The organism is Brucella sp. LJL56, assembly GCF_054871705.1.
In genome coordinates this window covers 1339406-1364796 of record NZ_JBTXLQ010000001.1, presented here as the reverse complement: position 1 = coordinate 1364796, position 25391 = coordinate 1339406, and the positions used below count along the sequence as shown (strand labels likewise).

The following is a 25391-nucleotide window of genomic DNA, read 5'->3' as shown; positions in this document are numbered from 1 at the left end:
TCCAAAATAAAAAAGCCGCCGGATTTCTCCGGCGGCTTCTGATTTTTAAACCTGTGCCGATTACGCGGCGAGGTCGCGCAGAACGGTCTGCAGGATGCCGCCGTTCTTCATGTAGTCGAGCTCGTCCAGCGTATCGATGCGGCAGATGAGCGGAACCTTCTTCACCGTGCCGTCGGCATAGGTGATGGAAGCTTCGACCTTCTGACGTGGACGCACATCGGCAAGACCTTCGATGGTGACGATTTCGTCGCCCTTGAGGCCGAGCGTCTGCCAGCTTGTGCCTTCCTCGAAGACAAAAGGCACAATACCCATGCCGACGAGGTTGGAACGGTGGATACGCTCGAAGGACTGCGCGATCACGGCCTTGACGCCGAGCAGGTTGGTGCCCTTGGCAGCCCAGTCACGCGAAGAGCCATTACCGTATTCGACACCAGCGAAGACGACGAGCGGCACGCCCTCGGCCTTGTACTGCATGGCAGCATCATAGATCGAGGTTTCTTCCTTCGACGGATAGTGGATGGTGTAGCCGCCTTCACGTCCGTTTTCGCCCAGCATGTGGTTGCGAATGCGGATGTTTGCGAAAGTGCCGCGCATCATCACTTCATGATTGCCGCGACGCGTACCGTACTGGTTGAAGTCGGCAATGACGACGCCATGGTCGATGAGGTACTTGCCAGCCGGCGACTGCGCCTTGATGGAACCGGCAGGCGAGATGTGGTCGGTCGTGATCTTGTCGCCGAAGAGACCCAGAATGCGGGCGCCCTTGACGTCGCCGATCGTGCCGGCCGACTTGCCCATGCCGACGAAGTAAGGCGGGTTCTGCACATAGGTCGAGTTGTCGTCCCATGCATAGGTCTGGCCAGCAGGAACCTGAACGGCCTGCCAGTTTTCGTCGCCCTTGAACACGTCCGCATATTTCTCCGAGAAGATCTTGCGGGTGACGTTCTTGGCGATGAATTCCTGGATTTCCTGAGAGGAAGGCCAGATATCGCGCAAGAATACCGGGTTGCCGTCCTGATCTTCACCAAGCGGCTCCTTGGTCAAGTCCTTGGTGACCGTACCGGCAAGAGCGTGAGCAACGACGAGCGGCGGCGAAGCAAGGTAGTTTGCCTGCACGTCCGGCGAAACACGACCTTCGAAGTTACGGTTGCCGGAAAGAACGGCAGCCGCGATCAGGCCCTTTTCGTTGATCGTCTTGGAGATCGGGGCAGGCAGCGGACCGGAATTACCGATGCAGGTCGTGCAGCCGAAGCCGACGAGGTTGAAGCCGAGCGCATCGAGATCCTTCTGGAGTCCAGCGGATTCGAGATAGGCGGCAACCACCTGGGAACCAGGAGCAAGCGAGGTCTTGACCCAAGGCTTGGTCTTGAGGCCCTTGGCAACTGCGTTGCGGGCCAGAAGGCCGGCCGCGATCAGCACGCTCGGGTTCGAGGTGTTGGTGCACGACGTGATGGCGGCAATTGCCACATCGCCATGGCCGAGATCGTAGTCTTCGCCTTCAACGGCGTAACGCGCAGTCTGGCCGGTGGTCTTCTTGTATTCCGTTTCGAGCGAGGTTGCGAAGCCGGAACCGATATTTTCCAGCGCAATGCGGCCTTCCGGACGCTTTGGACCAGCCATCGATGGAACGACGTCGCCCATGTCGAGTTCGAGAATGTCGGTGAAGACCGGATCGGCTGCACCCTTGTCACGCCACATGCCCTGCGCACGGCAATAAGCTTCGACCAGTTCGATGCGATGCTCGTCGCGGCCGGTGGTGTTCATGTAGTTCAGCGTTTCGCGGTCAACCGGGAAGAAGCCGCAGGTCGCGCCATATTCCGGACCCATGTTGGCGATGGTTGCGCGATCGGCGAGCGTCATGTTTTCGAGGCCTTCGCCGAAGAATTCGACGAACTTGCCGACAACGCCCTTCTTGCGCAGCATCTGCGTGACGGTGAGAACGAGGTCGGTCGCGGTCACGCCTTCCTTGATCTTGCCGGTCAGGCGGAAGCCGACGACTTCCGGCAGAAGCATGGAAACCGGCTGGCCGAGCATGGCCGCTTCAGCTTCGATGCCGCCAACGCCCCAACCCAGAACGCCAAGGCCGTTGACCATGGTGGTGTGGCTGTCGGTGCCGACGCAGGTGTCGGGATAGGCAACAGTTTCGCCGTCTTCTTCCTTGGTCCAGACAGCCTGGGCCAGATATTCGAGGTTCACCTGATGGCAGATGCCGGTGCCTGGAGGAACGACGCGGAAGTTCTTGAATGCCTGCTGACCCCACTTGAGGAAGCGGTAGCGTTCGCCATTGCGCTGATATTCGAGGTCCACATTGGCCTTGAATGCGCTTGGATTACCGAATTCGTCGACGATGACCGAGTGGTCGATGACGAGATCGACGGGAACGAGCGGATTGATCTTTTCCGGATCGCCGCCGAGCGCCTTGAGGCCGTCGCGCATGGCTGCAAGGTCAACGACGGCAGGAACGCCGGTGAAGTCCTGCATCAGCACGCGGGCCGGGCGGTAGGCGATTTCCGCGCCTGCGGAACCTCGGTCGTTCAGCCACTTGGCAACAGCTTCGATGTCCGACTTCTTGACGGAGCGGTCGTCCTCGAAGCGGAGCAGGTTCTCGAGCAGAACCTTCATGGAGAATGGAAGCTTGGAAACGCCTTCGAGGCCGTTCTTTTCGGCTTCGGTCAGGCTGTAATAAACATAATCCTTACCGCCCACGGTAAGTGTTTTGCGGCATTTAAAGCTGTCGATGTGCGACACTGCGTTCGTCCTTCATGCTACTGGCCGGAAAACCAGGACGAACGCCTCTGCTGCGTTTCAAGGACGCGCCAAGGTGCGGGTGCAGTCATTTCCGCTGTCCGTCCCGATGCCTGCGTCCTTAAGGGCAACAGGTTGAGATCGGCCAAAAATGGTTTCCACGCCGACCGCTGGCGTGGTAGCCCTCATATAGAGAGTTTTCTAAAACGATTCCAGACAGAATATCGTGAATTCGGCCCCTTGCGGCGAAATGTTGCGATGCCTTTCCATAGACCTTCCGGGGTTCCGGTTCTATTGATCTGGCAATTATCCATCGGGGCTTAGAGGGTATAAAATGCGGCTGGAAGCCGAAAATCTGGCTGGTGAAAGAGGCGGCGAAACGATTTTCGCGGGCCTGTCTTTTGCTCTCAGTGAAGGCGAGGCGCTGGTGGTGACGGGCCCGAACGGTTCGGGAAAGTCCACGCTGCTGCGAATCATCTGCGGCCTGCTTCAGCCCGAAGCAGGCAAGGTTGAGTTTCGCGAGGATGGCACGGTTTTGCCGGTGCGCGCCGCCTGCCATTACCTCGGGCACCAGAATGCGATGAAACCGGCGCTCAGCGTGCGCGAAAACCTGACCTTCTGGCAGAAGTTCAACGGCGCTGCGCAAGCGGAGATCGATGAGGCGCTGGAGGCGGTCGATCTGCCCGGTGTGGAGCATCTGCCGTTCGGCTATCTGTCGACGGGGCAGAAGCGCCGCGTTTCGATCGCCAGGCTTCTGGTCAGCCATCGTCCGCTCTGGATTGTCGACGAGCCGACCGCCGGTCTCGACAAGGCGTCCGAAGCCCGCTTTGCAGAAATCATGCGCGGGCATATGCGGGAAGGCGGCATGATTGTCGCTGCAACGCATATTCCTCTTGGCCTTGAAGGCGTGCGTTCGCTCGACATGGCTGCCTATTCAGTTGAGGCCGCCTGATGCCGGCGCTTTTCCTAAGAGATCTGCGCCTCAGTTTCCGCGCCGGTGGCGGCGCGCTGATCGGCATATTGTTCTTCCTCGCGGTCATTGCCGTCATGCCCTTCGGTGTCGGACCCGATCTCAACCTTTTGGCACGCATCGGCCCGGCCATGCTGTGGATCGGCGCGTTGCTGGCAACGCTACTGGGGCTCGACCGGCTGTTTCAGGCTGACCGGGAGGACGGTTCGCTCGACCTGCTGCTGATCGGCGCGGACAGTCACATGCTGGCCTTCACGGTTTTTGTGAAATGCGTGGCCCATTGGGTGGCAAGTGTGCTGCCGCTGGTGATCGCATCGCCGATGCTGGGCCTGTTCATGAACATGGACGCATCGGCAATCGGCGCAACATCGCTGACGCTTCTGGTGGGAACGCCTGCCATCGCCTTCATCGGCGCTGTGGGTGCAGCCCTTGCCGTGGCGCTGCCGCGTGGCGGGTTGCTGGTATCGGTGATCGTTCTGCCGCTCACCATTCCGGTGCTCATTTTCGGTGTATCAGCTTCGCACGGGGCGACAGTAGACAATGCGCCCTTTCTGGCGCCCTTTCTCATTCTTGCAGCACTCACCCTGTTCTTTGCCGTTCTCGGGCCTCTGGCCGCGAGCGCAGCGCTGAAAAGTTCGGCGGATTGACGCAGTTGATTACGGTCAATTGAATGGCACGGGGGCGGAAGGTAAGTATAGGCCATGGAAAAAGACATGACCAAAGATGCCGTTAAAACCACGAGCTGGCTCGATCTGGCCAATCCCACGCGATACCTTGCCTTTGCAGGCAAGCTATTGCCATGGCTGGCCGGGCTTTCGGCGCTGTTTCTGGCAGCGGGCCTCTATATGGTCTTCTTCCAGTCGCCGGAGGATTACCAGCAGGGCATGACGGTCCGCATCATGTATATTCATGTGCCTTTCGCATGGCTTTCCATGATGTGCTATTCGATCATGGCGGTGTCGGCGCTGGGTACGCTGGTCTGGCGGCATCCGCTGGCCGATGTGTCGATCCGCGCCGCCGCGCCGCTCGGTGCCGTCTTCACCGCGCTTGCGCTGGCCACAGGTTCGCTCTGGGGCAAGCCGATGTGGGGCACATGGTGGGTGTGGGATGCGCGGCTGACTTCGGTTTTCGTGCTGTTCCTGATGTATCTTGGCATTATCGCGCTGTCGCGCGCCATGGACGATCCGGCAAAAAGCGCCAGACCTGTGGCTGTGCTCACGCTGGTCGGCTTCATCAATATTCCGATCATCAAATTCTCGGTCGACTGGTGGAACACGCTGCACCAGCCGGCTTCGGTGTTCCGCATGGACGGCCCTACCATCGATGCATCCATGCTGCGCCCGCTTTTCGTGATGGCCATCGGCTTCTCGCTTCTGTTCTTCACCCTGTACATGATGGCCATGCGCAATGAAATCTGGCGCCGTCGCGTCGCGTCGATGAAAAAACTTGCCGCACGCAATGCCGACCGCAATCGCAAGGCACAGGAGGGCGTGCTTTGAACCATCTCGGCTTTGTTCTCGCCTCCTATGGCATCACGGTTGCCGCACTTGCCGTCACCATCGGCTGGATATTGATCGATCAGCGTATCCAGAAAAACGAATTGAAACGGCTGGAAGCGCAGGGCGTGCGCCGCCGTTCTGCAAAAGCCCCCGGTAAAGTACAATGACGGAAACGACCGAGAAGCCAGCCGCGCCGAAAAAGCGCTCCACATGGGTTGCCCTGCTGCCGCTGGCGATTTTCGTCGGACTGGCTGCGGTGTTTGCGGTCCAGCTTCTGTCGGGCAAGGACAATACGACGATACCTTCCGCGCTGATCGGCAAACAGGCGCCGCAGACCAACCTGCCGCCTGTCGAAGGCCTGATGCGTGATGGCGCGCCTGTTCCCGGCCTCAACAGCGAAGATTTTAAGGGCAAGCTGACACTGGTGAATGTCTGGGGTTCGTGGTGCGTTCCATGTCGTCAGGAGCATCCGCTGCTGATGGAAATCGCCAAGGATGAGCGCGTCCGCGTGGTTGGCCTCAATTACAAGGACCAGCCGGAAAATGCGCGCCGCTTCCTCGGCGATCTCGGCAATCCCTTTGCAGCAGTCGGTGCCGATCGCGCCGGGCGCTCAGCTATCGAATGGGGCGTCTACGGCGTGCCAGAAACCTTCCTCGTCGATCAGAACGGCAAGATCGTCTACAAGCATGTCGGGCCGTTTACGCCGGAGTCGGTGAAGAACGATCTGATGCCTGCGGTAGAGAAGGTCCTTCAGTAATAAAGCCGCCCCTAAAGTGTGATGACTTATGGGGGAACACGGACGTTGATACGCCGCTCTTCTCCCTCATCCTGAGGAGCTGTTGGAAACAGCGTCTCGAAGGCTGGGGGAAATGCACAGGTCGCCGCGCTCGTCCTTCGAGGGGAGGCCTTCGCAGGCTCAGAGCCCCTCCTCACGATGAGGGCAGACACAACAGGTTTACGACGATGCAAAAATGAAAAAGCCCCGCATGTGCGGGGCTTTTGCTTTTCTTCATATTAGATCAATCCGGCAGTTTCCGCACCGCGCCTTTGGCGGCACTGGTTGCCATCGAAGCATAGGCCTTCAGCGCGGTGGAAATCTTGCGCTTGCGTTCCTCTGCTGGCTTCCAGCCTGTTTCATTCTGCTCGGCGCGGCGTTCGGCCAGCGTTGCATCATCAACAGCGAGGTGGATCTTGCGGTTCGGAATGTCGATATCGATGATGTCGCCTTCGCGCACCAGACCGATCGTGCCACCTTCGGCCGCTTCCGGCGAAACATGGCCGATCGAGAGGCCCGAGGAGCCGCCCGAGAAGCGTCCGTCGGTGATGAGCGCGCAAGCCTTGCCGAGGCCCTTCGACTTCAGATAGCTGGTCGGGTAGAGCATTTCCTGCATGCCGGGGCCGCCACGCGGGCCTTCATAGCGGATCAGCACAATGTCGCCCGGCTTGATCTTGCCGTTCAAAATGCCGAGCACAGCCGAATCCTGGCTTTCAAAGATGCGGGCAGGGCCGGAGAATTTCAGGATGGAATCGTCCACGCCTGCCGTCTTCACGATGCAGCCATCTTCGGCCAGATTGCCGTAAAGCACGGCCAGACCGCCATCCTGACTGAATGCATGTTCCTTGGAACGGATGACGCCCTTTTCACGGTCAGAATCCACGCTGTCAAAACGGCGCTCCTGAGAGAAGGCAACCTGCGTTGGCACGCCGCCAGGGGCCGCCGAATAGAACTTGTGCACCATTTCGCTGTTGGTGCGGGTCACGTCCCAATGATCGAGCGCCTTACCCATGGATTCACTATGGACGGTCGGCAGATCGGTATTGATCAGGCCTGCCTTTTCGAGCTGGCCCAGAATGCCCATGATGCCGCCCGCGCGGTGCACATCTTCCATATGAACGGAGGCGACGGCAGGCGCGACCTTGCAGAGAACCGGCACGCGACGCGACAGGCGGTCGATGTCGGCCATGGTGAAGTCGATCTCGGCTTCCTGCGCGGCTGCAAGCAGATGCAGAACCGTATTGGTCGAGCCGCCCATGGCGATATCGAGCGTCATGGCGTTTTCAAAAGCCGGGAAGCTTGCAATCGAGCGCGGCAGCACGCTTTCGTCGTCCTGCTCGTAATAACGGCGCGCGAGATCGACGACTAGATGACCGGCTTCCACGAAGAGGCGCTTGCGGTCGGCATGGGTTGCGAGCGTCGAACCGTTGCCAGGCAGCGACAGGCCGAGCGCTTCGGTGAGGCAGTTCATCGAATTGGCGGTGAACATACCCGAGCAGGAACCGCAGGTCGGGCAGGCCGAGCGCTCGATGGCCTTGACCTGATCGTCGGTGTAGCTGTCGTCAGCGGCTGCAACCATCGCATCCACGAGGTCGAGCTTCTTGACCTGATCGTCCCAGACGACCTTGCCTGCTTCCATCGGACCGCCCGAAACGAACACCACCGGAATATTGAGGCGCAGAGCGGCCATCAACATGCCGGGGGTGATCTTGTCGCAATTGGAAATGCAGACCATCGCATCGGCGCAATGGGCATTGACCATATATTCGACCGAGTCGGCGATGAGTTCACGCGATGGCAGCGAATAGAGCATGCCGTCATGCCCCATGGCGATGCCGTCATCGACCGCAATGGTGTTGAATTCCTTGGCCACGCCGCCAGCGCTTTCGATTTCGCGCGCGACGAGCTGACCGAGATCCTTGAGGTGAACGTGACCGGGCACGAACTGGGTGAACGAGTTCACCACAGCAATAATCGGCTTGCCGAAATCCTCATCCTTCATGCCGGTGGCGCGCCATAGGCCGCGCGCACCCGCCATATTGCGGCCGTGGGTGGTTGTTCGCGAACGATAAGGAGGCATTTTCAAACCTTTTAGGAACTATTCTAATTGTAACCGTTATGACAGAACCGTTTCCGCAGAGCAAAGCGCAATTTGCCCCATATGGCCCGGTATTTTCGGGAGGGGCGGCACCGTTTGCAGGCTTTCGGACAACGGAAAGGGTTCCGGCGTGCGACGATTTTCGCAGGCGCAGACAAGGCAAACTAGCACATTATTGTTATAATGCAAAAGATTTCGCGCTGAAAACGTAAGGAAGTTGCTCGTCTAAGACGGGGCATCGGCCATGGCGGTGTCGAGCAGGGCGTTGGCCGTCTTCATCCGCTGTTCGGCAGCGGGGCGAAACTCTTCCGGCAGGCGGTCTGGATGATTGCCGGCGGCAAAGTTGCGGCGCCTGCGCTGAAGTTCGGCGCGTTTCAAGCCCGGCTGCAAGTCCAGCTCGTGGCGGATCGCATCTGGTGACTGCTTCTCCATGCGCGTGGCCAGCTCCTGTCTTTCCTGTTCAGGCTCGATTACGGTCTCCGGCAAGCTTTCAATGTCGAACAGGTTTTCCAGATCGTCCGGCTGGCGGGACACCGGTGGTGCATCGCCGAGGCTCGCGGACAAGATCGCGGATGCAAACCCGAATTGCGGTCGGCGGATGTCGTCCGCCGGGCCTGCATCAGCCTCGACTTCCTTCAGAACCGTTGCGAAATCGGGAAATGTCGACTGCATCCTGCCTCGTCAAACCACTTGCGAAACGAGGGCGGAAGCCAGCGTGCGTGTCAGCACGGATGGCGGGATCGGCTTCTGGAAGACGGGCACTTCCGGATAGCGTGCTGCAAGGCGGGCAGGCAGTCCGCCGCCGGTGTGAATGACCACGAAGACGTGGCGGCTCATTAACCGGTCCAGCACGGCTTCCACATCGCCATCCGCGAGGTTTACATCGAGAATGGCGGCGTCGACTTCATTGCGATTGATGATATCTATCGCTTGTCGGACGGTGCCGACCGGACCGAGAACGGTTCCGTTCGCATCCTCGACAGTCGCGGCGACATCGAGGGCGACGAAAATCTCGTCTTCCACCACCAATACCCGCCGCTGTTCAAGATTGTTCATCACTTGTCTCGCTGCCTCCCTTTTTGAGGTAAGCCCTTCACGCAAGAAATGCGCGAGCGCAAGCAGAGGTTCCCATCGCCGACATGATAATTCGTTAATGGTGAATCAAACCTTTACCGGCTTTCTATCGGCTTCGGGCCGATGTCAGAAGGCGGTAAAGGTCAGCGTCGTCAGCGAGCGGACAATATTGGGAATGTCAAAGACATTCTCGTTCATGAACTTGCCGATATCCTGATCTTCGGCGATGTAGATTTTTGCCAGAAGGTCGAATTCGCCGCTGGTGGAATAAAGCTCGGAGACGATTTCACGCTGAAAGAGCGTATCGGCGACCTCATAGGTTTTACCGGGCGTGCACTGCAGTTGCAGGAAAACGGGCTTCATGTCTCTTCCTTTCGCGACGGGACTGCGTGGCGCATATGATAGCGCATATCACGGCAATGTTTGCAGGTTACAAACACGGACGGCCTGATGAAATCAAGAGCGAAAGCACGGTGAGTTACGGCCTCGCGTCTTGCAGGCCTGCCCGGTACGCATGGCGGGTTCACAGAACGTTTTCAATTTACTCAATTGTAATTTTCTTGAGAGGACGCAATAAGACTTCTCCCAGAAATTGTAATTTGCGCGCCCGATTATATGAAGTTCGTACTCCCCGCCGTTCTGCTGCTGTTCTCGCTTGCCTTTTTTACGGCGTGGTTTTCCGATCGCGGCCGCAAGTTTCTGCTGTCCTGCGGCGCGTGTTTCCTGCTGATCGGTATCGCCATGCTGGTCCAGCTCGGCAATTTTCCTGCAGATGACAATCTGAACACAGTGCTTTCGTCGGCATTTTATGTGGGGGGCACGCTGGTCGGCGGATATGGCATTCTGCAGCGCAGCGCTTTGCGTCTTACATCCGCCTTCTACATACTGAGCTTCGCGCTCATCGTCGGCGGCGTCTGGTATTATTGCTATATCGAGCCAAATCTTTTGTCGCGGGTCTATGTGCTCAATCTCGGCATGGCCACGCTGATCCTTTCCTTCGCATGGCAGGCACGACGCCTGTTCAAGGGGGCACTGGTCGACAAACTGCTGCTGGTCATGCTCGTTCTGGTGGCATTGCAATTCGTGCCACGCACGCTTCTCACCGCTCGCTCCCTGCTCGGGGAGGTCGACGGCGAAAATTTCGCAATGACGGTGTTCTGGCAATGGACGGTGTTTTCCACGGCGGTCGCCGCAGTGCTCACCGGCTTCGCTTTGCTGGCCGCAGCCGGTTATGACCGGATTGGCGAGCTGTCGCATGAACGTGACAGCGATCCCTTGACGGGACTTCTCAACCGGCGTGGGTTGGAAAAGCGTTACATAGCGTTTTCGCAGGCGAGAAAGGGCGATCCGGGCTGGGTCGCTGTTTGTGATATTGATTACTTCAAGGCGTTGAACGATGCCTATGGCCACGCGGCGGGTGATACGGTCTTGAAGGAGTTTGCCGGGATTCTGCGCAAACTCATCGGCGAACGGCCATTGATCGCCCGCACCGGCGGCGAGGAATTCGTGATCTGCCTCGACGATATGCACGCCGAGAATGTTCTTCAGCTTATGGAAGGGGTGCGGCAGAACATCGAGAGACATCGTTTCCAGCGCCTGTCCAAGGAAACCAGTGTGACATGCAGCATCGGCTGCGTCCGCATGCCGGAACAGGGCGATTTCTGGCAGACGGTCGATAAGGCCGATAAAATCCTCTATGCCGCCAAGAAAGAAGGGCGCAACCGCACCTATGTGGAAGGGGTGACCTCGAACAGCGCCGATTAGTTCATAAGAAGGGACGAATTTTGGGGATGGCGGTTTTTAGGGTTGGCCTTCGATAACTTTCCGGTGATGATCCGCACATTGCCGCAAATCATGCTTATTATCACCGTCCATAATGAGAGTGCTGAGGAGTTCCCGAAAGTCCGATGAAATTCATGTCCGTTGTGTTGCCTGCGTCCGCTATTGCCAGCCTTTTCCTCTTCTGTGCGGCGGTTTCCCCGTCTTTTGCGATGAATGCCTCTGAAAAGGCCCAGCTTGAGAAACTCGACCTGGCGACCCGCCTGGAGCAACGTTGCGACGTGGAGGCCATGGAACGCATCACGCGCGAACAGAACAAGTTTTCGGTCGACAAGGTTCTGGCCTATGCCTTTTCCGATCCGGTGACCAAAAAGAATTCCATCAAAGCCGACGGCGCTGCCTTCCGCAGCCGCGAGCACTGGTACAAGTTGTCCTTCGTCTGCAAGACGGACGAGGATCACATCAATATCGTTTCGTTCCGTTACGATATCGGTGATGAAGTGCCACAGAACCAGTGGGACAAGCATTACCTCGTCCCATAACTGGGTTTCTATTCTTCCGAGTCGTCCGAACGGCAGGCTGATAGCAGCGTCACTTCCTTGGCAGTATGATCGGCTTCGAGATGGCTCAGCACGGCATGACCGTCCTTATCGTTCCAGCGGTAGCTGTCCTGCTCATCGATGGCGACATATTTCTTGAGATTGTCGTGCCATTGCAGCGCAATCATCTTGCCTTCAGCATCGAGGACGGCAAATCCGGGCACGCTGCCATTGCGGATATAGGTGACAGGCACGACGACCCCGCGTTCGCAGATATAATCGACCCGCTCGATGGGGTTCACATCCTGAGCCTGCGCCGAAACGGACGGTGCAAACAGCACCGCCGGACCTGCCGCAATCAAGAAAAGGGTACCGAGGTAACGCTTGCCATATGCCATGTGAAAAATCCTCTGGTCAGCCAATCAATACAGGAAAAATACCCCTTCAGTGATATCGTTCAAGAGCGATTATGGAGCATGATATGGTTGCAATACGGCTGCGAAAAATAATCACCAGGCTGCCGAGATTTCCTGCAACCGAAACAAGTTTCGTCCGTTGTTAGCCTGCCAGTCGCGAGATTGTCGTGAGACTGGCCGAGGCCCGGATGAATACTTGCCCCCCGCAACCCCAGTCCGGGCCTCACCTCCATGGGTAATTGGTCCTGTCGGGCAGCATAGTGCACGTTCTAAACTTTGCGTCCAAGGGCGGCTTATGAAGCCTGGCGGAAAAAATATTTCGCAATGGCTGATAGGGGAGAGTAGATTTTTCGAAGTCGTTTCAAATAACGACCGGCTTGTGGCATCCTGTCTTCAAAGAGCTCTGATACTGTCTTGACCAATGAACCATGGAGGCGGTCATGAAGATATCGAGATTTTCACTCACTTTGGCAGCATTGGTGGCTGCGGCTTCGCTGACTGGAACGGTTCGGCCGAGCTTTGCCGATCAGACGCTTCTGAACGTGTCCTACGATCCGACGCGTGAACTCTACAAGGATTACAACGCCGCTTTTGCCGCCCACTGGAAGGCGGAAACCGGCGAAACTGTCACCATTCGCGCATCCCATGGCGGGTCGGGCAAGCAGGCGCGTTCGGTGATCGACGGCATCAAGGCCGATGTGGTTACGCTGGCGCTTGAAAGCGATATCGATGCCATTGCCGAGCTTTCGGGCAAGATCGACAAGGACTGGCGCAAGCGTCTGCCCAACAATTCGGCTCCCTATACGTCAACCATCGTCTTCCTTGTGCGCAAGGGCAATCCCAAGGGTATCAAGGACTGGGGCGATCTGGTGAAGGACGGCGTTGAGGTCATCACGCCGAACCCGAAGACTTCTGGCGGTGCTCGCTGGAACTATCTCGCCGCGTGGGCGTGGGCCTACAAGCAATACGGTGGTGACGAGCAGAAGATCAAGGATTACATCGGCGAACTGTTCCGCCATGTGCCGGTGCTCGACACCGGCGCGCGCGGTTCGACAACCACTTTCGTGCAGCGCCAGCTTGGTGATGTGCTGCTCGCCTGGGAAAACGAAGCCTATCTCTCGGTCGCGGAATTTGGCGAGGATGCATTCGACATCGTCGTTCCGCCGCAGTCCATTCTGGCTGAACCGCCGGTCGCGGTGGTGGACAAGAATGCCGAGGAAAACGGCACCACCAAGCTGGCGCAGGCCTATCTTGAATATCTGTATTCGCCGGAAGGGCAGACGCTTGCCGCCAAGCATTTCTACCGTCCGTCGAAGCCTGACATCATCCCAGCCGACAAGCAGCGCAAGTTTCCGGACTTGACGCTGGTGACGATCGATGATCCGATTTTCGGCGGATGGGCCAAGGCACAGCCCTATCATTTTGGCGATGGAGGAACGTTCGACCAGCTCTACAAGCCGGGAAAATAATCCGGAGTTCGAGCGCAATCAGTAACAGTAAGTACTGAAGAGGGAACAAACCAACGCATGTCTTCGCTCCCTGCACGGGCCAGAGCAGGGTCGCACTTCAGAAAGCCGAGCGTCATTCCCGGTTTCGGGCTGACGTTCGGCTTCAGTGTTGCCTATCTGACCCTTCTCATTCTCATTCCGCTGGCGGCATTGGTGCTGCGTTCCACCGAAGTCGGGTTTTCCGGTTTTTGGCGCCTCGTCACCGACGAGCGCACATTGAAAGCGCTTGAAACGAGCTTCGGCACTGCCTTCATCGCGGCGCTGGTCAATGTGGTCTTTGGCGTCATCCTTGCCTGGGTTCTGGTGCGCTATCGCTTTCCGGGACGCCGCTTCGTCGATGCAATCGTCGATATTCCCTTCGCTCTGCCGACGGCAGTGGCCGGTATTGCGCTTGCCGCGATCTATGCACCGAATGGCTGGATCGGCAGCCTGCTGGCTCCGTTCGGCATTCGCATCGCCTTTTCGCGGGCGGGCATCATCATTGCGCTGATCTTCATCGGTCTGCCCTTCGTGGTGCGCACGGTCCAGCCGATCATGGAGGAGATCAGCCGCGAGGTTGAAGAGGCGGCGGCAACGCTTGGCGCATCCCGGTTCCAGACCATCTGGCGGGTGCTGCTGCCGAGCCTGCAACCCGCCATCCTGACCGGCTTCGCGCTCGCCTTTGCGCGCGGCGTCGGCGAATATGGCTCGGTCATCTTCATTGCGGGCAACACGCCTTATGTCTCGGAAATCGCGCCGCTTCTGATCGTCATCAAGCTGGAGGAATATGATTATGCCGGGGCGACCGCGCTTGCCACGGTGATGTTGGCGCTTTCCTTTGCAATGCTGCTTTTCATCAATCTCATCCAGTCGTGGACACGGAGGAAATATGGTCATGGCGAATGAACCTGTCTCTGCCGCTCCTCGCCACAGCCGAAGCGCTGTCACCGAAAGTCTGCCGACACGCATCACGCTGATCGCTATCGCGCTGGCTTTTCTGGCCCTCTTCCTCATCCTGCCGGTGATCGCGGTTTTCGTGGAAGCCTTCCGCAAGGGAGCAGGCGAATATCTGGCGGCACTGATCGAGCCGGATGCCTGGGCTGCGATAAGGCTCACGCTCATGGTGGCGGCCATTGCCGTGCCGCTCAATCTGGTCTTCGGCATTGCAGCCGCCTGGGCAATCGCGAAGTTCGAATTCAAGGGCAAGGCACTGCTGACGACGCTGATCGATCTGCCCTTTTCTGTGTCGCCGGTCATTTCAGGCCTTGTTTTCGTGCTGCTTTTTTCCAGTCACAGCCTGCTCGGGCCGTGGCTGTCACGGCACGGCATCGAGATATTGTTCGCCGTTCCCGGCATCGTGCTGGCGACGGTGTTCGTTACGTTTCCGTTCGTCGCACGCGAACTGATCCCGCTGATGCAGGAACAGGGAACCGGCGATGAAGAAGCAGCCATTTCGCTTGGTGCCAATGGCTGGCAGACGTTCCGCTATGTGACGCTGCCCAATATCAAATGGGGGCTGCTTTACGGCGTGCTGCTCTGCAATGCCCGTGCAATGGGCGAGTTCGGCGCTGTTTCCGTTGTCTCTGGACATATTCGCGGTCTCACCAATACGATGCCCCTGCATGTGGAAATTCTCTACAACGAATATAATTTCGTCGGTGCATTTGCGGTGGCGTCGCTGCTGGCTTTTCTGGCGCTCCTGACACTCGCCATCAAGACGGCGCTGGAACTGCGTTATGGCGATGAACTGGCCGGCAGCGGAAACGGGCACTGACATCTAAACGAGCAATTGGCCGCGCGGCGGCAGAAATAAAGCATAGTCCTGCTATGGCAGACGGAAGGATTGAGAATGGAAGTTCGTGTTGCCGGTGTGCGTAAGGAGTTCGCTCGCTTTCCGGCGTTGCATAATGTCTCGCTGGATATTCGTTCCGGCGAGCTGATCGCTTTGCTGGGGCCTTCCGGTTCGGGCAAGACCACGCTTTTGCGCCTGATTGCCGGGCTGGAAACACCGACCGAAGGCACCATCTTCTTCGGCGACGAAGACGCGTCGCAGAAGAGCGTGCAGGAGCGCAATGTCGGCTTCGTCTTCCAGCATTATGCGTTGTTCCGCCATATGACGGTGGCAGACAATATCGGTTTTGGTCTGAAGGTGCGCCCAAGCGCGACGCGTCCGTCGAGTGACGATATTCGCAACCGCGCGCTGGAATTGCTCGATCTCGTTCAGCTGCAGGGACTGGAGAAGCGCTACCCGGCGCAGCTTTCCGGCGGCCAGCGCCAGCGCGTGGCGCTTGCCCGCGCCATGGCGATTGAACCGAAGGTCCTGCTTCTCGATGAACCCTTCGGCGCCCTCGATGCGCTGGTGCGCAAGGAACTGCGCCGCTGGCTGCGCGAGATTCACGACAAGACCGGCCACACGACCGTTTTCGTGACTCACGATCAGGACGAGGCGCTGGAGCTTGCCGACCGCGTGGTGGTGATGAGCCAGGGCCGTATCGAGCAGGTCGGCACGCCGGACGAAGTCTATGACAACCCGAATTCCCCCGGCGTCTATGGCTTCATCGGTGAGTCCAGCACGCTTCCGGTGCGGGTCGAAAAGGGCGAGATCTGGCTGGTGGATCGCAATATCGGCCTGAGGGTCGAAGATGAGGCGGATGGTGACGCACAGCTCTTCTTCCGTCCGCATGATGTCGAATTGCTGGATGGCTGCGGCGGCTGCATCGCAGGCACCGTGGTGGCAAGCCGCCGTTCGGGCGGCAAGCGGCGCGTTGAACTGGAAGTTGGCGGCGCACGCGAGCGGGTCGAGATCGAAATTCCAGCCGAACATCCGGCGGCGGAGAAAAGCCGCATCGCTTTCCGCCCACGTTACTGGAAGCTTTTTCCGGCAGGAGCAACCGGTTCGCAATCTGGTTCCTGATCGTCACTTTCCGGTGAACCGAAACACAAAGCCCGGCAGATGCGCGGTGATTCCCGCAAGCCCGCCGGGCTTTTCTGTATTGAAGGCCCTGAGTCGGGTGCGGTGAAATTTTCCGGCGCGTTACCTGCGGTAGTATTATTTTTATTTTCAATATGTTAGGGTTGCAGAAAACGGGGTGTTCCATAACGCAACATTAATGGGCGGAAAGAATTGTGCGTTGCGATTCAAACGGTTTGAAGATCAGCACATTGCGCCGTCGCATTTTGGCCAAATGCGGTCGACATTCAGGGAACCGATCACGGATACTGCCGTTTCCCTGAAATGAAAATTCGAAATAATGTCAGTATCCACCCGCCGCAGATAACTCATTTCCTTCGGAAAGGCTGTTAAGGCAGATGCCGGAATTGTCTTCTTCGCTCTCCAATTCAACCTCTACCGAGAATAAATCGCCGATGCCGCAATCTTCGATGGAACCCAAATCCAGCGAGCCCGATGCGTCGGGCCGGATTCCGCCAGAACAACCATCCCCCATCCGGGCTTTATACAAGACCGAGGAAGAGCTTGGCGCGCTTGCCGCAGCCGTAGCGCGCGGCGAAGACATTCCGCTGCCGGGCTATATTGCCTTCCCGTTCGATCAGCGCCTGTCCGAGAACGGCAAGCTGATCCTGCATGCCTATCGTGCATCCGATGCCGCGTCGCGTGCGGGGGAAACCATCACGCCAGCCGCACAATGGCTGCTCGACAATCACTACCAGATCGACAAGAACGTGCAGCAGGCCCGTCGCGACCTGCCGCGCCGCTTCATTCGCCAGCTACCGCTCTACAAGGCCCCGGTCGAAAAATATGAAGGCATGCCGCGTATTTTCGCGCTGGCCTGGCTTTATGTCGCCCATACGGACAGCAATTTCTCGCTGAAGACGCTGACGGCCATCGTCAAGGGTTTCCAGACTGTCGAGCCGCTGAAGATCGGCGAATTGTGGGCGCTGCCATCTGCAGTACGCTATTTCCTGATCGAGAATGCGCGCCGTCTGGCGCTGCGCGTCGACCGCGCGCGCATCATGCGCAATCTCGCCAATACGGCTGCCGACCGCATCGTGGTCGCTGCCGACGGAGCCGAACTGGATTCGGTTTTGGCGCAATATGCCGACGCCGCCCGCGACAGCACGTTCGCGACCCATCTTCTTTATCGCCTGCGTTCCTCTTCAACCGACACCACGGCTGCAGCAAGCTGGCTGGAACGGATTCTGGAGCAAGAGGGCAGCAATCCGGAAGATGCCATCGTCGAGGAACATGCCCGCCAGTCAACTGGCGGCGTCACGATGGGCAACGTCATCCGCTCGCTCAAATCCATTGACGATGTGGACTGGGAAACCTGGTTCGAAACCGTCAACGAGGTTGATGCGATCCTGCGCGACCACAGCGATTTCGAACTTCTGGATTTCCGCTCCCGCAATGCCTATCGCGTGACCATTGAAAAGCTCGCCCGCTATTCGGACATGAGCGAAATCGACATCACCTGGGCTGCTCTCAAGCTGGCCGAGGATGGTCATCGTGCGGAAAAGGCAGGCCATCCGGAGGCGGAAGGCAAGGGTGCAATCGCCTATTACCTTTCCGGAGAAGGCCGCGAGGAACTGGAGAAAGTCTGCGGCTACAAGGCACCATTCGGTGTCAAGGCGTTGCGCTTCTATCGCGGCCTTGGACTGTTCGGCCTGTTCATTCCAACCGCGATCTTCACGATCCTGATTCTATTGCTCGTCAATTACTGCATGATCCGCGCCGGTCTATCGACGGATTTGCGCACGCTGTTCACGCTTCTGGCGATCTTCCCGGCAATGGATGCGTCCTATTCGCTGTTCAACGCGCTGGTGCCGTGGTTCGTTCAGCCGACACGGCTGATCGGTTTCGAATATAAGGAAGGCTTGCCAGAGGAAGCGCGCACGCTGGTGGCGGTGCCGACCTTCATCACCTCGCGTGATTCCATCGACGAGCAGATCCGCAATCTGGAAGTTCATTATCTCACCAATCCACGTGGCGAAATCTACTTTGCGCTAGTCAGCGACTGGACCGATGCGAAGCAGGAAATCACGCCCGCGGACATGGAAATCTATGAATATGCCCGCGAGGAAATCGCCAAGCTCAATGAGCACTATACCGGCGGCGACCAGCCGCGCTTTTTCCTCCTGCACCGCCGTCGCCTGTTCAACGAGAAGCAGAATTGCTGGATGGGGTGGGAGCGCAAGCGCGGCAAGCTGCACGAGCTGAACCTGCTCTTACGCGGTGATCAGGATACGAGTTTCTTCCCGGCGGACGAGCGCCTGCCCAAGGAAATCAAATATGTGATGACGCTGGACGCCGATACGCGTCTGACGCCGGAATCCGTTACACATCTGGCCGGCAAGCTCAGCCATCCGCTGAACCGGCCGATCATCGACGAAAAGACCGGCAAGGTCGTGCGCGGCTATGGCATTCTCCAGCCGCGCGTCACGCCGTCGCTCACCACTGGCGATGAGGCGTCGTTCCTGCAGCGTGTCTTCTCGGTCAATCGCGGTATCGACCCTTACGTCTTCGCCGTGTCCGACACTTATCAGGACTTGCTTGGCGAAGGCACCTTCACCGGCAAGGGACTTTACGACATCGACGCTTTCGAAGCGGCGTTGAAGGGCCGTGTGCCGGAAAACACGTTGCTCAGCCATGACCTTCTCGAAGGCGGGTATGCCCGCGCGGCTCTCGTCAGCGACGTGGAAGTGGTCGAGGATTATCCGACCGGCTACAATGTCGACGTATCGCGTCACCATCGCTGGGCGCGTGGCGATTGGCAGCTTCTGCCATGGCTGTTTTCGACGAGCCGTGGCGTCAGCCACATCACGCGCTGGAAGATGATCGACAATCTGCGTCGCTCGCTCAATCCGATTCTGTGGCTGATTGCAGCCGTTGTCGGCTGGAGCGTGCTGCCGATCGGGCCTGCTGCCGTCTGGCAGGGCTTTCTCATTCTGTCCATGTTCGTCGCGCCGACATTCGGCATTGTCACCAATCTTATTCCATCGAACATGGACTATTCGCTGAAAGGCCATGCGCAGTCGGTGCTGACCGACATCGCGCTCGGCACGGCGGACGTGGCGCTGCGCACCACCTTCATTGCGCATTCGGCGTTTTTGATGGCGGATGCCATTGCGCGCACCGTCTATCGCCTGTTCGTTTCGCATCGCAATCTTCTGGAATGGCGCACGGCGGCGCAGGCGAGAACCTCGCCCGATACGCTGCTTTACTATTTCCAGCTCATGTGGCCCGCCATAGCGATTGCGGGTCTGGCGATCTTCTTCCCGCTTGCCGCCCAAAGTCATGCGGCAATGATCGCAGCGCCGTTTGCCGTCATCTGGTTTGCCTCGCCGCTGATTGCTTGGTTGGTCAGCCGTTCGGCCAAGCCGCAGGACACGCTGGAAGTGCTTTCTTCCGACAAGTCCGACCTGCGCCGTTATGCGCGCCGGACCTGGCGCTATTTTGCCGAATTCGCCAATGAGGAAAACCACCACCTGCCGCCGGACAACTTCCAGGAAGAACCGGCGCCGATTGTCGCGCAGCGCACGTCGCCGACCAATATCGGCGTCTATCTCCTGTCCGTCGTCGCCGCGCGCGATTTCGGCTGGATCGGTTTCGGTGAAACGCTGGATCGTGTCGAAGCCACCGTCGATACGCTTGAGAAGATGGAGAAATATCAGGGCCATCTCTACAACTGGTACGAGACCAACACGCTGACGCCGATGCGCCCGCTTTATGTCTCGGCGGTCGATAGCGGCAATCTTGCCGGTCATCTGGTTACCCTGTCTTCGGCCATGGAAGAATGGGCGGAAGCGCCTTCGGTCTATATGCAGGGCGATCTTGATGGCATTCTCGATGTGAACGATATTCTTGAAGAGACAATCGCGAAAATCCCCGATGACCGCCGGATCCTGCGTCCGCTGCGCCGTCGCCTGGAAGAACGGATTGCCAATTTCCGCCGCGCCGTACTGTCCATCAAGGACGAGCCGGAAACGGCGTCGTTCCGCACCATCAACCTGTCGCTCTTCGCGACCGATATTGTTCGCCTGATGGACGAACTCGATGGCGAAATCGAAACACCGGCAAGTGCTGAAGCCGTGGAATGGGCGCGCATTCTGGTCGATACCTGCAAGGCGCATACCGATGATTCCATCGGCGAGCACGATACGGACGCGCTGCGTGAGCGTCTGCGCGATCTTGCTACCCGCTCGCGCCAGCTCGCATTCGACATGCAGTTCGGCTTCCTTGAACGGAAAGAACGTCGCCTTCTCTCCATCGGTTTCCGCGTGCAGGAAAACGAACTGGACGAAAGCTGCTACGATCTTCTGGCGTCCGAAGCCCGTCTGGCAAGCCTGTTCGCCATCGCCAAGGGCGACGTGCCGGTCGAACATTGGTTCAAGCTTGGCCGTCTTCTGGTGCCGGTAGGCTGGAAGGGCGCTCTGCTCTCCTGGTCCGGCTCGATGTTTGAATATCTGATGCCGCCTCTGGTCATGTCCGAGCCGCTGGGTTCGCTCCTCGACCAGACCAACAAGCTCGTGGTACAGCGCCAGATCGACTACGCAACCTCGCGCGGTCTGCCATGGGGTATTTCGGAAGCGGCATTCAATGCGCGCGACGCGCATATGAACTATCAGTATTCCAACTTCGGTGTGCCGAACCTCGGCCTGCAGCGCGGCCTGTCGCGCAACGCGGTCATTGCGCCTTATGCGAGCCTGCTTGCCGCGCAATATCAGCCTGCTGCCGCTGTCGCGAACCTGAAGCGCCTCGCCAAGCTCGGTGCGCTCGGACGCTATGGCTTCCACGATTCGGTGGATTTCACGCCGTCTCGTGTTCGCGAAGGCGAGCTTTGTGCAGTGGTGAAGAACTATTACGCCCACCACCACGGCATGGCGATCATCGCAGTCAACAACGTGATCTTTGAAGGCCGGATGCGCGAGCGCTTCCACTCCGATCCGGTGATCGAGGCTGCCGAACTGCTGCTGCAGGAAAAGGCGCCACGCGAAATCCCGATGATCTACGCCAAGACGGAAAATCCGATGCGCGTGGATTCCGGCGGCTTCGACGATGCGCCGATGCGGATTGTCGACAAGCCGTTCAAGGCGCCGCGCACCACGCATATGATGTCGAATGGCCAATATGCGCTGATGGTGACGGCCAACGGCTCGGGCTACAGCCGTTGGCACAATTGGGACATTACCCGCTTCCACGCCGATGCGTCGGAAGACCTTCAGGGCACGTTCCTGTTCCTGCGCGATATGGAAAGCGGCTATTGGTGGTCGGCGACCGGCGAACCGGTCCGCAACCCGGAAGAGGAAACCAAGACGGTCTTCACCGAGGACAAGGCGGAATTCTACAAGACCGCCGGTGACATCAAGACCGTCATGGAAGTGATCGTGTCGTCGGAATCCGATGGCGAAGGCCGCAGGCTCGACATCATCAACACGTCCGCCCGCGACCGCATGATCGAGGTCACCTCCTATGCGGAATTGGTGCTGAACGATAGCGACAGCGATGCCGCCCATCCGGCCTTTGCCAAGATGTTCGTGGAAACCGAAATCTCCGATAACGGTTCGACCATCTATGCCAAGCGCCGCAAGCGTGCGCCGTCCGATCCGGATATTCATGTCGCGCATTTCGTGACCGATCTTTCCGGCTCGATCCGCGAAACGGAAGTCGAAACCGACCGCCGTGCCTTTGTCGGGCGTGGTCGCAGCTTGCGCGATGCGGCCGCCTTCGATCAGGGCGCCAAGTTCACCGGCAGTCAGGGCTGCGTGCTCGACCCGATCGCTTCGGTGCGCACACGCGTCCGCGTTCCGGCGCATAAAAAGGTAAGCCTTGTTTTCTGGACCTTCGCCGGTGGAAGCCGCGATGCGGTGGAACATGCGGTGGCGCTTCATCGCCATCCGGAAACCTTCGCTCGCGAATATTCACTGTCGTGGACAAGTTCGCAGGTGCAGCTCTACCATATCGGCATCAAGCCTGCCGAAGCTGCAGATTATCAGAAGGTGGCTGCCTATCTGCTCTATCCGGAGCGGACATTGCGCCAGCCGCCAGAAACTATCGCCAGCGGCCTCGGCAAGCAGTCCGACCTCTGGCCGATGTCGATTTCCGGCGACTATCCGATCTTTGCGCTGCGCATCGACAATGAAGCTGATCTCGACGTGTTGCGCGGTGTGCTGCGCGCGCAGGAATACTGGCGCAGCAAAGGCCTCACAGTCGATGTCGTGGCGGTTAACGAGCGTGCGTTCTCCTATGCGCAGGACACGCAGCGCGCCATTGACTGGATCGTGGAAGGTTTCCGCGCCCGGGGTGGGGGCCAGCCGCACATCTTTGCGGTGCGTCGCGACCAGATGAGCGACGAAAGCTACAACACGCTGCTCGCTTCGGCCCGCATCGTCATGCACGCGCAGAACGGCTCGCTGGCCGAACAACTGCGCCGCAGTGAGGAAATCACCGTCGATCTGGCGGCACGTGATGCCAAGACCGCAATTGCCGGTCAGGCGTCCGGGAGTACCAGTGCCGCAGGACTGGCACCTGTCGTCATCGAGCGCGGAACGGAAGAACGCCGCCCGTTGCTCACACCGGCGGTCAAAACGGCACCGGGGCATCCTGCTCCGTCCGGCGACGATCTTCGCTTCTGGAACGGCTATGGTGGCTTTGCCGAGGATGGCTCTTATGTGGTGCGCATCAACAATCGCACCAACACACCGCATCCGTGGATCAATGTGATCGCCAATCCGAATTTCGGTTTCCATGTCTCGGCGGAAGGCTCGGCCTTCACCTGGGCAGGCAACAGCCGCGATTATCAGCTCACCCCATGGGCGAACGATCCGGTGACCAACCGTCCGGGCGAGGCGATCTATATCCTCGACCGTGAAACGGGCCGCACCTTTGCGCCGACGGCAAGCGTGCTGCGCGACGAGGCAGTGACCTATGAAGCGCGTCATGGCCACGGCTATTCGAGCTTCGCAGCACAGCATGGCGAACTGGCACTTGATCTCACCCACATCGTGGATGCGGACAAGCCGGTGCGTCTGTCGCGCCTGACCGTCACCAATAACGGACGTTCCAAGCGCAGGCTGCGCGTCTATGGCTATGTGGAATGGGTGCTGGGCAATGAACGCTCCAAGAATGTGCCGTTCATCGTACCTTCGCAGGACGAGGAACTGGGCGCGCTCTTTGCAGGCAATCCGTATCATCCGGACAAGTCCGGGCAGATCGCCTTCTTTGCTGCAACCGAAAAGCCGCAATCCGTCACCGCTGACCGCAGCGAGTTCATCGGTACCACCGGCTCGGTGGGCAAGCCGGAAGTCGTGCTCGCTGGCAAGGCGCTTTCGGGTACGGTTGAAGCAGGTCGTGATCCATGCGCCGCGCTCGCCCTCGATATCGAAGTGGGGCCGGGTGAAGCACGCGAGATCGTCTTCCTGCTGGGCAATGCCGCCGATCAGAAACAGGCCAAGGCGTTGATCGCCGAAACCCGCAAGGTCTCGTTCGGCGACAAGCTCGCTGCCGCCAGACAGCAATGGGAAGGCCTGTTCGACCGTGTTCAGGTAAAAACGCCAGACCCGGCTTTCGACCTTCTGGTCAATGGCTGGCTGCCCTATCAGGCGATTGCCTGCCGTATCTGGGCGCGCGCTGCCTTCTATCAGGCAAGTGGTGCGTTCGGCTTCCGCGATCAGTTGCAGGACACGCTGTCGCTGCTTCTGATCGATCCGACGCTTGCCCGCGCGCAGATCCTCAATGCCGCATCGCGCCAGTTCCCGGAAGGCGATGTTCAGCATTGGTGGTTGCCGGCAACGGGTGCAGGCGTCCGCACGCTGATCTCGGATGATGTCGTCTGGCTCGGCTATGGCGCTTCGCTCTATGTCGAGACGACGGGCGACCGCTCGATCCTTGATGAAAAGCTGCCGTTCCTCGAAGGGCGCAAGCTGGAAGAGGGTGAACACGATGCCTTCTATCAGCCGGAAATCTCCAAGGACACAGTAAGCCTTTACGAGCATTGCGCCTTGGCGCTCGATCTTGCTGTCGAGCGAACCGGCAAGCACGGTCTGCCGCTGATCTTGGGCGGTGACTGGAATGACGGCATGAATCTCGTTGGCGTGAAGGGAGAGGGCGAAAGCGTGTGGCTCGGCTGGTTCCTCGCCTATACGCTCGGCAAATTCATCCCGATTGCCGAAGCCCGCAAGGACAAGAAGCGCGTCGATATCTGGAAAGCGCATCTGGAAAGCCTGACGAAGGCCCTCGACCGCGATGGTTGGGATGGTCAATGGTATCGCCGCGGTTTCTACGACAATGGTGCGCCGCTTGGCTCGAAGGACAGCGACGAATGCCAGATCGATGCTATCGCGCAATCGTGGAGCGTGCTGTCCGGCGTTGCCGATCCGAAGCGCGCCGAACAGGCGATGGCTTCGCTTGAAAAATACCTGCTGGATGACGAAGGCGAATTGCTGCGTCTCTTCACGCCGCCTTTCGACAGGACAATTCAGGAGCCAGGTTATATCAAGGGCTATCCGCCGGGCGTTCGTGAGAATGGCGGCCAGTACACGCACGGCGCGACCTGGGCCATCATGGCGCTCGCCCGCATGGGCAAGACGGCCGAGGCATGGCGTCTGTTCTCGCTCATCAGCCCGATCAGCCATGGCCGCAACCCGGATATCTACCGCGTCGAGCCTTATGTGATTGCAGCGGACATCTATTCTGTCGAGCCGCGTCGCGGACAGGGCGGCTGGACCTGGTACACCGGCTCCGCTGGCTGGTTCTATCGCGTTGCGACGGAGGGTATCCTCGGTGTCACAAAACGCGGCGACCGCCTGCACCTCGATCCGGCCTTGCCGCCGGAATGGGATGGCTACGAGGCAGAGCTCCGCTTTGGCGAAGCGCTCTACCGCGTGAAGGTCGTGGCCGGTGCGAAGGACAGGGCGGTGAAGCTCAACGGCCGCAAGGTCGGCAAGCCGGATGAAGGCGTGCCGATCAAACCTGATGGCGAGCATGAAATCGTCGTAGAGCTTCCCAAACGGAAGTGAACCGATTAGAAAGGCGGGTGAAAACCCGCCTTTCTT

At 58.8% G+C, this 25391-nt stretch carries 18 protein-coding genes; 12 read left to right on the top strand and 6 right to left on the bottom strand.

The window, feature by feature from the left end:
* Positions 1–60: 60 nt before the first annotated feature.
* Entirely contained in the window at positions 61–2748 is a 2688-nt protein-coding gene (gene acnA, locus ACYSN1_RS06540; RefSeq protein WP_461724909.1) for an aconitate hydratase AcnA, read from the bottom strand.
* A gap of 331 nt (positions 2749–3079) precedes the next feature.
* On the opposite strand from acnA, the gene ccmA reads away from it, so the two are divergent.
* From ccmA to ACYSN1_RS06515, 5 genes are all read left to right on the top strand, one after another.
* Positions 3080–3697: a heme ABC exporter ATP-binding protein CcmA gene (gene ccmA, locus ACYSN1_RS06535; protein ID WP_461724908.1), complete on the top strand. Its 618-nt coding sequence runs from the start codon at positions 3080–3082 to the stop codon at positions 3695–3697.
* On the top strand, positions 3697–4362 hold the full coding sequence (gene ccmB, locus ACYSN1_RS06530) for a heme exporter protein CcmB (RefSeq protein WP_461724907.1): 666 nt from the start codon (positions 3697–3699) through the stop codon (positions 4360–4362). Before ccmA ends, ccmB begins: the two co-directional genes overlap by 1 nt.
* Before the next feature lie 66 nt (positions 4363–4428).
* Positions 4429–5214 carry a heme ABC transporter permease gene (locus tag ACYSN1_RS06525; RefSeq protein ID WP_461724906.1) on the top strand — a complete coding sequence of 262 codons (786 nt, stop codon included), beginning with the start codon at positions 4429–4431 and terminating at the stop codon, positions 5212–5214.
* Positions 5211–5381 carry a heme exporter protein CcmD gene (gene ccmD / locus ACYSN1_RS06520; RefSeq protein ID WP_461724905.1) on the top strand — a complete coding sequence of 57 codons (171 nt, stop codon included), beginning with the start codon at positions 5211–5213 and terminating at the stop codon, positions 5379–5381. The genes ACYSN1_RS06525 and ccmD overlap by 4 nt, the downstream gene beginning before the upstream one ends.
* Positions 5378–5971, top strand: coding sequence for a DsbE family thiol:disulfide interchange protein (locus ACYSN1_RS06515; RefSeq protein ID WP_461724904.1), 594 nt, complete (start codon positions 5378–5380; stop codon positions 5969–5971). The genes ccmD and ACYSN1_RS06515 overlap by 4 nt, the downstream gene beginning before the upstream one ends.
* A 262-nt stretch (positions 5972–6233) precedes the next feature.
* Here ACYSN1_RS06515 and ilvD read toward each other — a convergent pair whose 3' ends face one another.
* The 4 genes from ilvD to ACYSN1_RS06495 all read right to left on the bottom strand — a co-directional run bounded on the left by ilvD (position 6234) and on the right by ACYSN1_RS06495 (position 9524).
* Entirely contained in the window at positions 6234–8069 is a 1836-nt protein-coding gene (gene ilvD, locus ACYSN1_RS06510) for a dihydroxy-acid dehydratase (RefSeq protein ID WP_461724903.1), read from the bottom strand.
* 243 nt (positions 8070–8312) lie between these two features.
* Positions 8313–8759 carry a hypothetical protein gene (locus ACYSN1_RS06505; protein WP_461724902.1) on the bottom strand — a complete coding sequence of 149 codons (447 nt, stop codon included), beginning with the start codon at positions 8757–8759 and terminating at the stop codon, positions 8313–8315.
* 9 nt (positions 8760–8768) lie between these two features.
* Positions 8769–9143, bottom strand: a complete 375-nt coding sequence (locus ACYSN1_RS06500) for a response regulator (RefSeq protein ID WP_461724901.1) — start codon at positions 9141–9143, stop codon at positions 8769–8771.
* Between the two features lie 144 nt (positions 9144–9287).
* On the bottom strand, positions 9288–9524 hold the full coding sequence (locus tag ACYSN1_RS06495; protein ID WP_109989229.1) for an Lrp/AsnC ligand binding domain-containing protein: 237 nt from the start codon (positions 9522–9524) through the stop codon (positions 9288–9290).
* A 252-nt stretch (positions 9525–9776) separates the two neighbouring features.
* Between ACYSN1_RS06495 and ACYSN1_RS06490 the strand changes: the two genes are divergently transcribed.
* Positions 9777–10925, top strand: a complete 1149-nt coding sequence (locus ACYSN1_RS06490) for a GGDEF domain-containing protein (protein WP_461724900.1) — start codon at positions 9777–9779, stop codon at positions 10923–10925.
* Positions 10926–11068: 143 nt separating this feature from the next.
* Positions 11069–11482: a DUF930 domain-containing protein gene (locus ACYSN1_RS06485; RefSeq protein WP_461724899.1), complete on the top strand. Its 414-nt coding sequence runs from the start codon at positions 11069–11071 to the stop codon at positions 11480–11482.
* Positions 11483–11490: 8 nt separating this feature from the next.
* Here the strand turns inward: ACYSN1_RS06485 and ACYSN1_RS06480 are convergent, their stop codons facing one another.
* On the bottom strand, positions 11491–11877 hold the full coding sequence (locus ACYSN1_RS06480; RefSeq protein ID WP_461724898.1) for a lysozyme inhibitor: 387 nt from the start codon (positions 11875–11877) through the stop codon (positions 11491–11493).
* Positions 11878–12335: 458 nt separating this feature from the next.
* Here ACYSN1_RS06480 and ACYSN1_RS06475 point away from each other — a divergent pair, with 458 nt between their 5' ends.
* The 5 genes from ACYSN1_RS06475 (at position 12336) to ACYSN1_RS06455 (ending at position 25355) form a co-directional block, all read left to right on the top strand.
* Positions 12336–13364 (top strand): sulfate ABC transporter substrate-binding protein, encoded by a 1029-nt coding sequence (locus tag ACYSN1_RS06475; protein WP_461724897.1) that lies wholly within the window; start codon positions 12336–12338, stop codon positions 13362–13364.
* A 57-nt stretch (positions 13365–13421) separates the two neighbouring features.
* Positions 13422–14288, top strand: coding sequence for a sulfate ABC transporter permease subunit CysT (gene cysT / locus ACYSN1_RS06470; protein ID WP_010657957.1), 867 nt, complete (start codon positions 13422–13424; stop codon positions 14286–14288).
* The gene (cysW, locus tag ACYSN1_RS06465) at positions 14272–15156 is read left to right on the top strand and encodes a sulfate ABC transporter permease subunit CysW (RefSeq protein ID WP_461724896.1); all 885 of its coding nucleotides are present in this window, start codon (positions 14272–14274) and stop codon (positions 15154–15156) included. Before cysT ends, cysW begins: the two co-directional genes overlap by 17 nt.
* 75 nt (positions 15157–15231) lie before the next feature.
* Positions 15232–16296: a sulfate/molybdate ABC transporter ATP-binding protein gene (locus tag ACYSN1_RS06460; protein ID WP_461724895.1), complete on the top strand. Its 1065-nt coding sequence runs from the start codon at positions 15232–15234 to the stop codon at positions 16294–16296.
* Positions 16297–16691: 395 nt separating this feature from the next.
* Positions 16692–25355, top strand: a complete 8664-nt coding sequence (locus tag ACYSN1_RS06455; RefSeq protein WP_461724894.1) for a GH36-type glycosyl hydrolase domain-containing protein — start codon at positions 16692–16694, stop codon at positions 25353–25355.
* Positions 25356–25391 lie beyond the last annotated feature (36 nt).

Bases quoted from the DNA above. Each gene is read 5' to 3' on its own strand.
- ACYSN1_RS06515 (WP_461724904.1), top strand. From the start codon at position 5,378: ATGACGGAAACGACCGAGAAGCCAGCCGCGCCGAAAAAGCGCTCCACA.
- ccmB (WP_461724907.1), top strand. From the start codon at position 3,697: ATGCCGGCGCTTTTCCTAAGAGATCTGCGCCTCAGTTTCCGCGCCGGT.
- cysT (WP_010657957.1), top strand. From the start codon at position 13,422: ATGTCTTCGCTCCCTGCACGGGCCAGAGCAGGGTCGCACTTCAGAAAG.
- ACYSN1_RS06490 (WP_461724900.1), top strand. From the start codon at position 9,777: ATGAAGTTCGTACTCCCCGCCGTTCTGCTGCTGTTCTCGCTTGCCTTT.
- cysW (WP_461724896.1), top strand. From the start codon at position 14,272: ATGGTCATGGCGAATGAACCTGTCTCTGCCGCTCCTCGCCACAGCCGA.
- ccmA (WP_461724908.1), top strand. From the start codon at position 3,080: ATGCGGCTGGAAGCCGAAAATCTGGCTGGTGAAAGAGGCGGCGAAACG.
- ACYSN1_RS06500 (WP_461724901.1), bottom strand. From the start codon at position 9,143: ATGAACAATCTTGAACAGCGGCGGGTATTGGTGGTGGAAGACGAGATT.
- ACYSN1_RS06525 (WP_461724906.1), top strand. From the start codon at position 4,429: ATGACCAAAGATGCCGTTAAAACCACGAGCTGGCTCGATCTGGCCAAT.
- ilvD (WP_461724903.1), bottom strand. From the start codon at position 8,069: ATGCCTCCTTATCGTTCGCGAACAACCACCCACGGCCGCAATATGGCG.
- ACYSN1_RS06495 (WP_109989229.1), bottom strand. From the start codon at position 9,524: ATGAAGCCCGTTTTCCTGCAACTGCAGTGCACGCCCGGTAAAACCTAT.
- ACYSN1_RS06460 (WP_461724895.1), top strand. From the start codon at position 15,232: ATGGAAGTTCGTGTTGCCGGTGTGCGTAAGGAGTTCGCTCGCTTTCCG.
- ACYSN1_RS06480 (WP_461724898.1), bottom strand. From the start codon at position 11,877: ATGGCATATGGCAAGCGTTACCTCGGTACCCTTTTCTTGATTGCGGCA.
- ACYSN1_RS06485 (WP_461724899.1), top strand. From the start codon at position 11,069: ATGAAATTCATGTCCGTTGTGTTGCCTGCGTCCGCTATTGCCAGCCTT.
- ACYSN1_RS06455 (WP_461724894.1), top strand. From the start codon at position 16,692: ATGCCGGAATTGTCTTCTTCGCTCTCCAATTCAACCTCTACCGAGAAT.
- ACYSN1_RS06475 (WP_461724897.1), top strand. From the start codon at position 12,336: ATGAAGATATCGAGATTTTCACTCACTTTGGCAGCATTGGTGGCTGCG.
- ACYSN1_RS06505 (WP_461724902.1), bottom strand. From the start codon at position 8,759: ATGCAGTCGACATTTCCCGATTTCGCAACGGTTCTGAAGGAAGTCGAG.